A 12,945-nucleotide genomic window follows, 5' to 3' on the forward strand; every position below is an offset into this window, starting at 1 on the left:
GGTGCCGTGGTGTGCGCAGCAGTGGCCCACGCTCCGGCGCCCACGCCCTTTTCTCCCCCAAGCTGCCCGTGAGCGAACCTGATCCTTCGGCCATCCTCGCCATCGCCAGCGGTTATGGCGTGTCCAAGGCGTTGCTGTCGGCCGTGGGGCTCGGGCTGCATACACAGCTGGCGGCCGGGCCGATGACGTGCGAGCAGATTGCGGCCGCCTTCGGACTGCAGGGCCGGCCAACCCGCGACTTCCTCGATCTGCTGGTGTCGGTGGACATGCTGGCTCGGGAGGGCGACGCCCCGGAGGCGCTGTACGGCAACACGCCGGCCACCGCGCGCTTTTTGGATCGCAGCCAGCCTGAGTACATCGGCGGGCTGCCGGAAATCTGGGAGCTGCGCGACTACCGCTTCTGGGCCGACCTCACCGAAGCCCTGCGCAGCGGCCGGCCTCAGAACGAGGCGAAGCATGCCGGCACTCCGTTCTTCGAGGCGATGTATGGCGATCCGGAGCGGCTGGAGGCCTTCATGAACGCCATGAACGGCTCTTCGCTCCGCAACTTCCAGGCCCTGGCCAGGGCGTTCCCCTTCGGCTCCTATGCCACGCTCACCGACATCGGCGGTGCCGATGCGCTGCTGTGCCGCGAGGTGGCCGCCGTGCACTCCGGCATCCACTGCGTGAGCTTCGATCTGCCGCCGGTTACGCCGATCGCCGATCGACGGATCGCCGCGGCCGGCCTGGGGGAGCGGATCCACGCCGTGTCCGGTGATTTCTTCGTGGATCCCTGGCCGCCGGCGCAGCTGATCACGATGGGGATGATCCTGCACGACTGGAACCTGGAGCGGAAACAGACCCTGATCCGCAAGGCCTACGACGCATTGCCGGAAGGGGGGGCGCTGATCGCGATCGAGGCGTTCATCGACGATGCCCGCCGCCACAACACCTTCGGGCTGTTCATGTCGCTGATGATGCTGATCGAGTTCGGCGACGCCTTCGACTTCACGGCGGCCGAGTTCCGCCAGTGGTGCGCCGCCGCCGGCTTCAGCCGCTTCGAGACCATCCCGCTGGATGGCCCCTCCAGCGCCGTGGTGGCCTACAAGGATCCCCGCTGAGGCGTGCTTGCCCCCAGGGTGGGGAGGAAGCTCGGCGGCCGCCGGTGCCGCGTGGCCTGCTCGAAGGCATGGGCGTAGCCCAGAAGCTTCCCTTCCTGCCAGGCGCCGGCGAAGAACGACAGGCCCACCGGCAGGCCGTGCACAAAGCCGGCGGGCACCGAGATGTGGGGATAGCCCGCCACCGCGGGAGGGGTGGAGCAACCGCCGGGAAGGATGTGGTCGCCCACCAGCGGGTCGATCACGAAGGGAGGCGAGCCCTCGGTGGGGGCGATGATCGCGTCGAGCTGGTGCTCGCGCAGGGCCCGGTCGATGCCGCCTGAGCGGCTCAGGCGCCGCAGCTCCGCCATCACCTGTTGGCAGGCGGGCTCCTCCAGATCGCCCCTGGTCTGCGCCTGCTCCAGGAACTCCTGCTGGAAATACGGCATCACCGCGGCGGCATGGTCGCGGTTGAAGCGGATCAGTTCCTCCAGCGAGCGCACGGGCGCCAGCGGATGGCTGTGCAGGTAGCGGTCGAGGCTGTGCTTGAGGCCGTAGCGGAACAGTTCCAGTTCCAGGCCCCCGAAGAAGGGCAGTGCACTGGCGCGCACCGGATCCACGATCACCGCGCCCAGCTGCCTGAGCTGGGCGATCGCCTGCTCGATCAGCCCATCGGTGCCCTCGTGCTGCCCGAAGCATTCGCGCGCCACGCCGAGCCGGGCACCCTGCAGGGCCGCCGGATTCAGGAAGGCGCGGTAATCGGGCGCCGCCCGGCGAACTCCCTCGGCGGTGATCGGATCGTCGGGATCATGGCCGGTGAGCACATTGAGCAGCGCGGCCACATCGGCCACGCTGCGCGCCATGGGGCCGGCGGTGTCCTGGGGATCGGCCACACCGATCACGCCGGAGCGGCTGATCAGGCCCACGGTGGGCTTGAGGCCCACGATGCTGTTGCTGGAGGCTGGCCGCACGATCGAGCCATCCACCTCGGCGCCGATGGCCGCCACGCAGAGACCCGCCGCCACCGCCACCGCCGAACCCGAACTGGAGCCGAGTGGACTGCGGTCGAGCACATAGGGGTTGCGCACCTGGCCGCCTCGGCTGCTCCAGCCGCTGCACGCCCGGGTGGAGCGCATGTAGCCCCACTCGCTCATGTTCGTCTTGCCGAGCAGCACGGCTCCTGCCTGCCGCAGCCGCTCCACAACAAAGGCATCGCGGCTGGCGATGTTGCCCACCAGCGCTAGAGATCCGGCGGTGGTCATCATCCGGTCGCCGGTGTCGAAGCTGTCTTTCACCAGCACCGGGATCCCGTGCAGGGCGCTGCGGGGGCCGCTCTGCCGCCGCTCCAGGTCGAGCGCCTCGGCGATCGCCGGCGCGTCGGGGTTGATTTCGATCACCGAGCGCAATGTGGGTCCGGCCCCATCGAGGCTGGCGATGCGTTGCAACGCTGCCTCACAGAGGCTTGTGGCGCAGCATTCCTGCCGCGCCATGGCTTGCTCGAGTTCAGCGATCGAGGCATCCAGGTCAATGTTCCCCATGGCTCCCTCCATGTCTGCTTCGTGCTCCGGTGCCATGGATCACAAGCCTATGGGGCCGTTGCACAGGCAGCTGTTTGCTCCCATCCCAATGGTCCGGGGTGAAGGATCCATAGGAATCGTCAGCCGCATTGGATCCTGATTGTCCAGCCTTTTTCGCTGCGGGAACGCATGCCTTTTTGAAGCGAAGCGTCAAACCTTCGAATGTTCCAGATCAGAAGCGAACATATATATTAAGCTTGCTCGACAGGCAACTTCTGCACCAGTCTTCTGTGTCTGGTTGTTATACTTCATCCAGATGCTCAACCTGCAACCTGCTGCTCAAGTATCCAGTTTGCGCAAATCTCCGCGATCTTCTCCCATTCGGGCTCCAGCGTCAGATAATGGCCAAAACCCTTAGCCTCATGGAAAGTTGCCCGAGAACCATGTCGTTCGGCAATGTGTTTAGCTGTTGAGGGAGGAATCGCCAAGTCATCCGAACCAGACACTATCAAGACAGGGCAAGTAATACCATCATAGTCAATCTTCGTAGTCTGATTCTCATCAAAGATCCAGAAGAACAATTCGAACATCACGCGGCCCGATTCCGGTATTAAGCGATCGAAAACAGCGAGTTGCTCTCTCGGGTCCAGCTTATTGAGCCCAAAAGTGACCATCGTGTCGAAATCGGGCAGCAAAACGCCTTCCCAGAATGAGCCAGCCCTCATCAACGCCTTGCCAAGCTGGCGCTCCTGGGTGGTTGTTGGAAGGACACCCCAATTGATACTGCCATTCAGCAGCACTACCGCTCTAGCCAAGCCCATGGCCGCCAACTGTTGTGCGATCACTCCACCTAGTGAATGCCCGACAAGGACCGGAGTCTCGTCCAAGCAGTTGACGAAGCCAGCGATGTCGTTGACGTAATCCGTGATGCTCGTTCCGACGAGAAACGCCGAGGTATCCTCCGAAAACGGCTTGTCGTGATGGCGGTAAGCCGGGCTGTGACAACGAAATCCCCTTTGCTCGAAATAGTCCGAGAAATTCGTCATAGTCCAAGGCCCAGCATTCGTACCGTGAATCAGAACAACATGATTTTCTTTCATAGTGCTCCTAACTCAATAAAGCGTTTTGGGGCATGAATCGCAACAGAATGTTTGTCGAGCCAGTTCAAACCCACCTTGTCCCTGACACACCGATAGGGCGCGCTCCTGAATTGCATAACGCTGTCCCTGAGTGGCATGCCGAGGCTTGGGGTGGCACAGAACAGAGTTGGTGGTGGCCTGTCCACTCGAGGGGCTGGTTAGACAGCCATCTTCGCCTTGTCGGTAGCGCTGACATGCAATTGCAAACCCAACGCCGAAATCACACGCAATACTGTTGCTAGCTCAGGGTTACCCGAAGATGATAAGGACTTATACAGACTCTCCCTACCAAGACCTGCATCACGTGCGATTTGGCTCATACCTTTGGCCCTGGCAATATCCCCCAAAGCAGCAGCGACAATATGAGGATCGCCTTCCTGTAGAGCTGCTTCCAAATAAGCCGCGATATCCTCCGCAGTGGAAAGATGCGAGGCAGGATCCCAAATTGTTGTGGTTGTCCTTGTCATTAAAGCCTCCTAGAGGTTGCGTGCAAGATCCTTGGCGAGTCGAATATCCTGGTCTTGTGAGTTCTTGTCGCCGCCGGCGAGCAGGACTACAAGAGCACCACCTTGCTCTTTGAGATATATCCGGTAGCCGGGGCCGTAGTGAATGCGTAGCTCTGATACACCCTCGCCTACAGGGCGAATATCTCCGAAGTTGCCCAAGGAGAGGCGCCTGATCCGTATGTTGATGCGAGCCTTGGCCGTCCGGTCACGCAGGGCAGCAAACCACGCGGCATAGGCAGACGTCTCCCGGATCTCGACCATGCTTCACTGTATCCCAGAAGATACGCCAGCGCAACCGGCTGCTTGGTCTGTCTAACGCTTGCCATCACCAATCCGCAAAGTGGCAACAGTGAGACTAGATCATATTGGAGGCGGGTCTGGTGTATGGCCATGTTCTGCGGACAGCCAGTAATTGCCGGAGGGAGATTTTATCGCGCTATCCAGCAGTAGACGGACAATGTGGCGTGCGAGCGGCTCCTTGATTTCTTGATACCTGGGCACTGGCTGCGAGACGCCTGAAGCTGAAGTTCGGCACCAGTCGCGTTTACCACCGTGGTGTACCAGGAACCATCCACTCCGCCCGATCGACCGAATCAACTCGGCCCGCCTCATAGCATGACTACTTCGCCGGCCTTGTGAATACCCGGAGTACGATCGCCTGAGAGGACAAGGTAGAGACCTTTCAGATGCTCAACTCAATCAGCCAGGGTCTCGCATTACGTCCAGAAAGCAGGATAATTCCAGGTTAAGCAAGCCAGGAATCACCCTCCTGTCAATGAACGTGCTTGATCTTTGTTGTGGAATCCTGTTCCGTTTGCAGTTGACCTGAGTTATTCAATCAACCCTACTCAGGCTGGCCATACGCCGACAAGCCCCACGCGACAAGCCACGCAGGGTCTCTCTGTCTCAGAACGCCCTCGTTCAGCGCCGGGCTGCCTTAGGTGTGCTTTCTCATCAGGTCATTCAGTGATCCATCGCTGCTGGGGTCTCTGACGGGGCGTGAAACCACCAAGGGCCATTTAGTATCTGCGACCGCTATCGATCCCGACATACCGGCTCAGCCACTGGTTGCGCTCCTCGGACGTCTGGAAGGCTATGCCGTAGGCCCATTCCTTCAGCAGGGTGCGGATGAATCGCTCCGCCTTGCCATTGGTGGTGGGTGTGTACGGCTTGGTGCGGATCGGCCTGAGATTCAGGGCCTTGCAGGCTTTTCGCCACTCTCCGGATCGGTAGGCCGAACCGTTGTCCGAGAGGATCCGCTCGCAGGTGATCCCCTGCTCGGAGAATCAGCCCACTGCCCGGGCCCAAAAGTCCACGGCGACGTGGGCCTTCTCGTAGCCTGCTCCCCGCGAGCAGCCCAGACGGCGATCGCCGGTGACTCAATGTCCCACCCTGCGGCATCTTGCCAGCTGTCTGGTGTCTGTCCCGTGTCAATCAGGTAGCCCGGCTGCTCCCACTGGTAATGGCGCACCCGGCGGCTACTACTGCGCATTAGCGCAAGCGCTAGGGCTCAAGATTCCGTAGACGAGCCAGACCGAGCGCCTTGAGTACCCTGCCCACCATGGAGAGAGGCGCCTGCAGCGACCGGACGATTCGGCGCAAGGTGCAGTGCTGGTGCTGGAGATCAACCCCATGCTGCAGTCGCTGCGGATCGCGGGTCCGCCGCTGGCTGTGGCGAACGTTCCGTCGATCTGCCAGTGCCGCTGGAGCGCCTTCACGGAACCGGCCCAGCCACTATTCGTCGGTGCGCAGGCGGATTGCAGCGGCGGCAGCGAGGGTTTCGAAGGGAACACCCTCTTCGAGGTGACCGTCAATCAGTTGCTCCCATCCGAGCGGCGTCAGGCGGTCCAAGGGATGGCTATGCATGGGGAATGATGTCCGAGCGCTGGTATCAACTCAGCAAGTCGTTTCGCAAAGACCCATGGATTTAGCGTTGTTGTAAGTTTCTATCGCCCAATGCCAGGTTTGCTCGGGGAAGCCTTCTCAAGCCCGCCGTTTTCGTAGCATGAGAACTCGGTGGCCCAGAGATATAACCAAGCAGCCTCCGGCAACAAGGTCAAACAGAGCAAGCCAAGATTTACTTGGCTGTCAGACTAATAGGTCTTCAGAGCGAATGAATCTCCGAAATCCAGCGTGATCGCCGCTCCATATCATAAGCTCAGTGATGGGACAAACACCCGGCGAGGGAGTTCTTCCGCAAACTCTTTGAGGATCTGCAACGGTCGCGCTGGTGGCAACCTGCTGAGGTTCGGGCGGCTGGAGGATCTCGATCCGATCACCACCAGCACGATCGCCACCACCAGATGCACTCAAGCTGAAACCGGGTCGGAGCCAGGGGGCCTGGCCGAGATGGCTGCACCTTTTGCCAAGTCCAGCTCGCCCCCAGGCGGCCTCCACCAGGTCCGTTGGAGGTCGGAGCATGAGCTGGTGAGGTTCAGAATCTGAGCCGCCAAAAGGAGTGGGCTTACCAGCTACCCCCACGGCCTGTGGCAGACCTCGAAGGCAAGGGGGGGCAGAGAGGGAGCCAGGGCCGGAAGCTATTGATCACAATGACAAGCTCTCGATGCACACGCCAAGCGAACCCTTCATGCCCCTGCTGCTTCCCATGCGCCTGCTGGCCACGGCCTTTCTCATCCTGTGCTTGCTGATCCAACCTCAGCCAGTGGCTGCCGGTCAGGCATTTCCCACCTGTCCGGCCGGCATGGAATGGATCCCCGGCGGCACGTTCCGCATGGGGTCGGATGACCACTACCCCGATGAGCTCTCGGTTGATGCGGTGACGGTGGAGGGTTTCTGCATCGACCGCCATGAAGTCACCAATGCCGAGTTCGATGCGTTTGTGAAGGCCACGGGCTATGTCACCGTGGCGGAACGGCCGATCCCCAAGGATCAGTACCCCGATCTGGCTGACGATCAACGGGCTCCCGGTGCCCTGGTCTTCGAAAGCCCAGCTCCTGGAAGTGAAGTCGCCTACCTGAGCTGGTGGCACTGGACTCCCGGGGCGAACTGGCGGCATCCGCAGGGCCCCGACAGCGACCTGGAAGGCCTGGCCAACCATCCCGTCGTGCAGGTCGCCTTCAGGGATGCCGAGGCCTATGCCGCCTGGGCCGGCAAGGCCCTTCCCACCGAGGCCCAGTGGGAATTCGCCGCCAGGGGCGGCCTCAAGGATCAGGTCTTCAGCTGGGGGAAAACCTATTCAGCGAAGCAGGCCAACACCTGGCAAGGGGAGTTCCCCATCCACAACCAGGAAAAGGATGGCTACTTCGGCACAGCCCCGGTGGGGAGCTTTCCGCCCAACGGCTACGGGCTCCAGGACATGACCGGCAACGTCTGGGAGTGGACGCAGGACTGGTACCGACCCGGCCACCAGGGCATGGCCGATCATGTGAATCCAGCTGTGAGCGAGCAGGAGCTGAGTTTCGATCCCCGCGAGCCTGGCATCGCCAAGCACGTGATCAAGGGTGGTTCCTTCCTCTGTGCGAAGAACTATTGCAGCCGTTACCGCCCGGCGGCCCGGGAGGCCCTCGAACCGGATACAGGCACGTCCCATATCGGCTTTCGGCTGGTCTCCGGCCCCACTGAGGGGTAGTCGTTGCGACTCAGCTGGGCACGCCTGCTCAATTCGGGCAAACCTTCAGCGCCTCGGCCTGCTCCCCGCCATTGCCTGGGATAGTTGCTATCTGCGCTCCCATCAGGGGTCGCTGTTCTCTTCAGGTCCCCAGCGCGGCGCATGGCCCCACTCGCACCAACGATCCGTCGGCTGACCAGCCTGCTGCTGGCGCTGTTCTTGAGTGTTGCCCTGGTGGCGTGCGGCGCGAAAGGCCCAGACGTCAATCAGGCCTCCGCGAACCCCACGGCGATGCCCACCGGTCAGCCAGTGGCGCGGCCGATGGGCATGCCCACCGAGAAATTCGCGAACAAGCCCAACATCCTCTTCATCATGGGCGATGACATCGGCTGGATGCAGCCGGGGGTCTACCACCGCGGCCTGATGGTGGGTGAAACCCCCAACATCGACCGGATCGGCAAAGAGGGCGCGATTTTCATGGATTACGTGGCCATGCAGAGCTGCACCTCGGGCCGCAATGCGTTCTTCACGGGCATGTACCCCCTGCGGACGGGCATGATCCCGCCCCAGCTGCCCGGCAGCCCCACTTACCTCAAGCCAGGAACGCCCGCACTGGCCAAGTTCCTTCGCGATCAGGGCTACACCACGGGAGAATTCGGCAAGAATCACCTGGGTGACCACACCGCCTCACTGCCCACGGCGCACGGTTTCGAGGAGTACTGGGGCTACCTGTATCACCTCGATGCCATGCAGCAGGTGAGCTTCCCCGACATCAACAGCTCGCCCACGCAACAGGCGATTGCGCCCCCTTGCCAGAACACCCCCGTCCCTGGGCTGCCTGCCGTGGCCGGTGCTGTTGATCCCAAGACCACAACCTGCCTCACCCCGCCCCGCCCGGTGATCTGGTGCACGTCGTCCGACGGCACAGAAAAGAACCAGAGCTGCAAGGACGAGGGACCGCTGACCCTGGAGCGATCCAAGACCGTGGACGAGGAGATCTCAGCCAAGGTGATCGACTTCCTCGACCGCAACGATCCCAAGAAAACCAACAAGCCGTTCTTCGTGTGGTACAACCCGGCCCGCATGCACGTCACCACCGTGCTCTCGGACAAATACATGGACATGGTGTCGACAAAGGGCGGCAAGGATTGGGGGGTCAACGAGGCGGGCATGAAGCAGATGGATGACAACATCGGCTACGTGCTTAAGAAGCTCGATGACATGGGCCAACTCGACAACACGCTGATCGTCTTCACCACCGACAACGGCGCCGAGAAGATCTCCTTCCCCGACGGCGGTGTTACCCCCTTCAAGGGCCAGAAGGGCGAAGCCTACGAAGGTGGATATCGGGCCCCGATGGTGGTGCGCTGGCCCGGCCATATCGAGCCGGGCACCGTGAAAGACCAGCTGTTCGCCGCCCTGGACTGGGTGCCGACCCTGGTGGATATCGGCGGGGGAGCCAAGGGAGACGCCCTGAAGAAGCAGATCGAAGCCGGAAACTATCCCGGCATCGTCAAGACCACACTGGATGGCGTCAATCAGCGCGACTATCTCGAAGCCAAGTCTGACAAGTCGGCAAGAGATTATTTCTTCTACTACTCCGGGGCTACACCATCAGCCGTAAGGTACAAGAACTGGAAGATGTACTACACCATGTCTGAGCCAGGAGCAGACGGCTGGATCATGCCCCTGATCCCCTTCCATTGGACACTCGTTCAGAACATCAAGCGCGATCCCTTTGAGCAGGCCGTCGGCGTCGCCCAGGAAACCGCGATGAGCATTGGCGGTGCCTTGGCCGGTCCAGTCACGGCCTACCAATACGACTGGAACATGTTGCCCATCGGCCAGCAGTTGTGGGAAGAACAGTTGATGTCCTACAAGACGTACCCACCGCTTCAATCCCCTGCCACCTACAACCTCGACGCAATCTTGGCGAAAGTCAAAGAAGCCGGCCATCCCAGCGAATAACTGGAGCACCCACACCATGAGCAACATCATGAGCGACTCTGATCACGCCTGGGCTCAGCGCTTGAAGACGTCAAGGTCCATGGGGATCCTGATGATCGTGCTGGGTGCCCTGGCCATTCTTTACCCTCTCTTTGCAACGATCTTCACCTTCAATGTGATCGGCTTCGTGCTGCTGTTGTTCGGCTTTCTGCAGCTGTTTCATGGCTTACAGCTCAGCAAGGCAAAGGCTGGTCAACACTTGCTGGCCATCCTGCTCGGCATCTTCTATTTGATCGTTGGCTTCTGGATCCTGCGCCATCCAGTCTTCTCGATCCTGGATCTCACCATGGTGATTGGAATTCTGTTCTTCATCCAGGGAGCCATCCAGGTGATCAACGCCTTTGATGGCCGAGAGGAGCATCGCAAGTTGCTTCTCGCCACTGGTATTGCCGGCATTATTCTCGGCATCCTGATCTGGAGCAACTGGCCCTTTGATTCCCTCAGCCTGCTGGGGCTGCTGGTGGGAATCAACCTGATCCTCTCCGGCGTCAGCATCCTGAAGACCTTCCGGGCGGATCAGCTCATCCCCTCGGCTGGCTCAGAATCCACCTGACTTCGATGAGTGCCAGTGCCTCGGATCTGCAATCGCGTTCAGGCTCATGAGCGATTCGTCGACAATGCCCCTGAGGCGCAGAACCATCATTCAATCGCTGGGCACACTGCTCTGCGCCACGCTCCTGGCCGTTGCCTTCGGCCTGCCAGGAGTTTCTGCCCAATCGCTGGATCCTTTACCTTCCTGGAACCCTGGGGCTGCCAAAGACAGCATCCTCACCTTTGTCGCCCAGACCACCGATCCCAGCAGTCCTGACTTCGTTCCTGCAGAGGAACGCATCGCCACCTTCGACCAGGACGGCACGCTCTGGGTGGAACACCCGATGTACACCCAGGTGATGTACATCCTCGAACGGGTGCCTGAGCTGGTGAACGCCAAGCCTGAGCTTGCCCGGGAGAAGCCCTACGCCACCGTGCTCTCTGGGCTAGCAGGTGACAGAACGAGTCTGGAGAGCCTGACGCTGCCGGATCTTGAGACACTGGCAGCCGCCACCCTCACCGGTATGCCGCTTGACACCTTCAATCAAGAGGTGAAACGTTGGCTCGCCACGGCGAAACATCCACGCTGGAAACGCCCCTACACCGAGCTCACCTACCAGCCGATGCAGGAGCTGCTCATGCTGCTGCGCGCGAAGGGCTATCGCACCTACATCGCCACGGGTGGTGGCCAGGATTTTGTGCGTGTCTACGCGCAGGAGGTCTATGGAATCCCCCCTGAACAGGTGATCGGCACGGCCGGCAGCACCCGCTACGGCTACACCAGCACGGGCAAGCCCTTTCTCACCAAGGAACCCAAGCTTCTCCTCGACAACAACAACGCTGGCAAGCCAGAAGGCATCCATCTGATGATCGGTCGCCGGCCCACGGCGGCATTCGGGAATTCCACCGGCGATCGGCAGATGCTCGAATACGCGAAGGCAGGGGGAGAAGCCAACCTGGCGATGATCGTGCTGCACGATGATGCCAGCAGGGAGTATGCCTACGGCCCAGCCCAGGGGCTGCCGGACACCAAGGTGGGCACCTTCACCCAGGAGCTCTACGACGAAGCCAAGCAGCAGGGATGGGTGGTGATCAGCATGAAGAACGACTGGAAACAGATCTTCTCGTTTGCGCGTTAGCCCCGAGTGAACACGCTCAACGAATAGCTGTGACGGCCTTTTCCGGCGGTGATGCTGGCATCAACGCCCATGGGGCGCCCACAGCTGAGGCCACAATGGTCAGAGACAAACCCGCAGGCGATGCGACGATGTTCAGGTGCCACCCCTGCTGACCATTGACAGCGTCGAGTGCCTGCAGTCCAGGCTGGAGGCACTCGGACTGTCCCTGAAGGTCACTCAGCTCGCCGGGGGTGAGCTGAGAGGAACTCTGCTGCCCCTGCTGCTGGGTCCGCTGAGGCTGCTTCGCATCCGGGTCGACAGGTCGGTTCACTGTGCCGGCCCCAAGCCGCGTGGCAGCCAAATCGTGGCGATGGATCTGGGGAGGGATCCGGACGGCGGTGTGACTTCGCCAGCCCAGATCCTCAGCCATGGCCAGCCGCTGTCGCCCAGGGCCCTGTTCGGGCTCTCCGGCGCCGGCGAGGTCCATCTGAGCACTTTTGGCCCGTGCGACATGGCCCTGCTGCTGATCCATCGGGAGGAGTTCCTCCATCGGGCCGACCGGCTCGGCTGCTCCGTGCTGGAGCAGGTGCTGCCCCGCAACTGGCTCACCTTGGATCCAGGCCGGTTTGCGCGGTTGCGGCGCTACCTGCGCCAGCTCTTCGCGACGCTCGAGACCGATCCCAGCTTGCAACAGGTGGCTGGTTTCGACGAGCTGGTGAGCAACGATCTGCTCCCTCTGGTGCTGGAAGCCCTGATCCATGGCGGGCATGCCAGCAACAGCCTGCCCCGGGCCCCTTCGCGGATCGAGCTGGTGAAGGCGGCCCAGCGGTGGATGGAAGCCCATCCCAGACACCCCATTCACCTGGAGGGCCTCTGCCGAGAGGTGCACACCAGCCGGCGGAGCCTGATTCAGGGATTCCGGGAGCACCTGGGGATGGGTCCGATGAGCTATCTGCGGCTTCATCGCCTGCACGGCATCCGGCAGGAACTGCTGGGGGCCGATCCAAGCCAGATGACGATCCGCGCCCTCGCCGCGGAATGGGGCTTCCTCAACCCTGGCCACTTCTCCAGGCAGTACGCCGAGCTCTTCGGTGAGCGGCCTTCCGACACCCTCCGCCGTCCTCGATGCTGACCTGATGCACTGTGGGTATGCCAGCCGCGCGCGCTGCTGTGCCCTTAAGACACCCTGGAGAAGGCGTTGGATGGCTGCAGACCAGAGATCCTTCACTCTGCCCAGAGATGCCAGTTACCTCCGAGGACTTCGTGGCCAAGCTGCTAGACGAGAAGATCAGGATCAACTGGTCTGGGCGGAAACGCTGCAACGACCTCATCGTGCTGAGGAGGCTGTGACGCTCAGCCAAGGGGCCTAGTGGGACGCCTCTCGCGAAGCCGAGTAGAGGTGTACGTCCGTATCTACAGCGATGACTGGAAGTCTTCAACCACCCCGGCCCAGTTCGCGCAAAGGTACTGCCCTGTTTATTCC

12 protein-coding genes are annotated in these 12,945 nt (G+C 61.5%); 7 read left to right on the forward strand and 5 right to left on the reverse strand.

The genetic code is table 11. The features are described from left to right. Nucleotides 1-68: 68 nt before the first annotated feature. Nucleotides 69-1,100, forward strand: a complete 1,032-nt coding sequence (locus tag CPCC7001_RS01185) for a methyltransferase (RefSeq protein WP_043369271.1) — start codon at nt 69-71, stop codon at nt 1,098-1,100. Here CPCC7001_RS01185 and CPCC7001_RS01190 read toward each other — a convergent pair. The 5 genes from CPCC7001_RS01190 to CPCC7001_RS15660 form a co-directional block, all read right to left on the reverse strand. Further along, a complete protein-coding gene (locus CPCC7001_RS01190) occupies nt 1,082-2,650 on the reverse strand; it encodes an amidase (protein WP_198006435.1) in 1,569 nt (522 codons plus the stop codon). The genes CPCC7001_RS01185 and CPCC7001_RS01190 overlap by 19 nt on opposite strands. Nucleotides 2,651-2,913: 263 nt before the next feature. Then, nucleotides 2,914-3,693, reverse strand: a complete 780-nt coding sequence (locus CPCC7001_RS14200; RefSeq protein ID WP_043368447.1) for an alpha/beta hydrolase — start codon at nt 3,691-3,693, stop codon at nt 2,914-2,916. Between the two features lie 197 nt (nt 3,694-3,890). Continuing rightward, nucleotides 3,891-4,199, reverse strand: coding sequence for an addiction module antidote protein (locus CPCC7001_RS14205; RefSeq protein WP_071778241.1), 309 nt, complete (start codon nt 4,197-4,199; stop codon nt 3,891-3,893). A gap of 9 nt (nt 4,200-4,208) precedes the next feature. Beyond that, entirely contained in the window at nt 4,209-4,499 is a 291-nt protein-coding gene (locus tag CPCC7001_RS14210) for a type II toxin-antitoxin system RelE/ParE family toxin (RefSeq protein ID WP_071778242.1), read from the reverse strand. Between the two features lie 758 nt (nt 4,500-5,257). Further along, nucleotides 5,258-5,509, reverse strand: coding sequence for an integrase core domain-containing protein (locus CPCC7001_RS15660; RefSeq protein ID WP_369699352.1), 252 nt, complete (start codon nt 5,507-5,509; stop codon nt 5,258-5,260). 337 nt (nt 5,510-5,846) lie between these two features. On the opposite strand from CPCC7001_RS15660, the gene CPCC7001_RS15665 reads away from it, so the two are divergent. The 6 genes from CPCC7001_RS15665 (at nt 5,847) to CPCC7001_RS01225 (ending at nt 12,594) form a co-directional block, all read left to right on the forward strand. Then, nucleotides 5,847-6,113 (forward strand): hypothetical protein, encoded by a 267-nt coding sequence (locus CPCC7001_RS15665; RefSeq protein WP_006911261.1) that lies wholly within the window; start codon nt 5,847-5,849, stop codon nt 6,111-6,113. Nucleotides 6,114-6,825: 712 nt separating this feature from the next. Next, the gene (locus tag CPCC7001_RS01205) at nt 6,826-7,827 is read left to right on the forward strand and encodes a formylglycine-generating enzyme family protein (RefSeq protein WP_043369274.1); all 1,002 of its coding nucleotides are present in this window, start codon (nt 6,826-6,828) and stop codon (nt 7,825-7,827) included. A 141-nt stretch (nt 7,828-7,968) separates the two neighbouring features. Continuing rightward, nucleotides 7,969-9,774 (forward strand): arylsulfatase, encoded by a 1,806-nt coding sequence (locus tag CPCC7001_RS01210; RefSeq protein ID WP_006909431.1) that lies wholly within the window; start codon nt 7,969-7,971, stop codon nt 9,772-9,774. A gap of 16 nt (nt 9,775-9,790) precedes the next feature. Continuing rightward, a complete protein-coding gene (locus CPCC7001_RS01215) occupies nt 9,791-10,366 on the forward strand; it encodes an HdeD family acid-resistance protein (protein ID WP_006910575.1) in 576 nt (191 codons plus the stop codon). 46 nt (nt 10,367-10,412) lie between these two features. Further along, nucleotides 10,413-11,483 (forward strand): HAD family phosphatase, encoded by a 1,071-nt coding sequence (locus tag CPCC7001_RS01220; protein WP_225867133.1) that lies wholly within the window; start codon nt 10,413-10,415, stop codon nt 11,481-11,483. A 379-nt stretch (nt 11,484-11,862) separates the two neighbouring features. Next, complete coding sequence (locus CPCC7001_RS01225) at nt 11,863-12,594, forward strand: AraC family transcriptional regulator (protein ID WP_225867134.1); 732 nt, start codon at nt 11,863-11,865, stop codon at nt 12,592-12,594. Nucleotides 12,595-12,945 lie beyond the last annotated feature (351 nt).

Source organism: Cyanobium sp. PCC 7001, from assembly GCF_000155635.1.
GTDB lineage: Bacteria > Cyanobacteriota > Cyanobacteriia > PCC-6307 > Cyanobiaceae > NIES-981.

Excerpts from the sequence above, each read along its gene's own strand:
- CPCC7001_RS01190 (WP_198006435.1), bottom strand. The coding sequence starts at position 2,650 with ATGGCACCGGAGCACGAAGCAGACATGGAGGGAGCCATGGGGAACATT.
- CPCC7001_RS14200 (WP_043368447.1), bottom strand. The coding sequence starts at position 3,693 with ATGAAAGAAAATCATGTTGTTCTGATTCACGGTACGAATGCTGGGCCT.
- CPCC7001_RS14205 (WP_071778241.1), bottom strand. The coding sequence starts at position 4,199 with ATGACAAGGACAACCACAACAATTTGGGATCCTGCCTCGCATCTTTCC.
- CPCC7001_RS14210 (WP_071778242.1), bottom strand. The coding sequence starts at position 4,499 with ATGGTCGAGATCCGGGAGACGTCTGCCTATGCCGCGTGGTTTGCTGCC.
- CPCC7001_RS01205 (WP_043369274.1), top strand. The coding sequence starts at position 6,826 with ATGCCCCTGCTGCTTCCCATGCGCCTGCTGGCCACGGCCTTTCTCATC.
- CPCC7001_RS01210 (WP_006909431.1), top strand. The coding sequence starts at position 7,969 with ATGGCCCCACTCGCACCAACGATCCGTCGGCTGACCAGCCTGCTGCTG.
- CPCC7001_RS01215 (WP_006910575.1), top strand. The coding sequence starts at position 9,791 with ATGAGCAACATCATGAGCGACTCTGATCACGCCTGGGCTCAGCGCTTG.
- CPCC7001_RS01220 (WP_225867133.1), top strand. The coding sequence starts at position 10,413 with ATGAGCGATTCGTCGACAATGCCCCTGAGGCGCAGAACCATCATTCAA.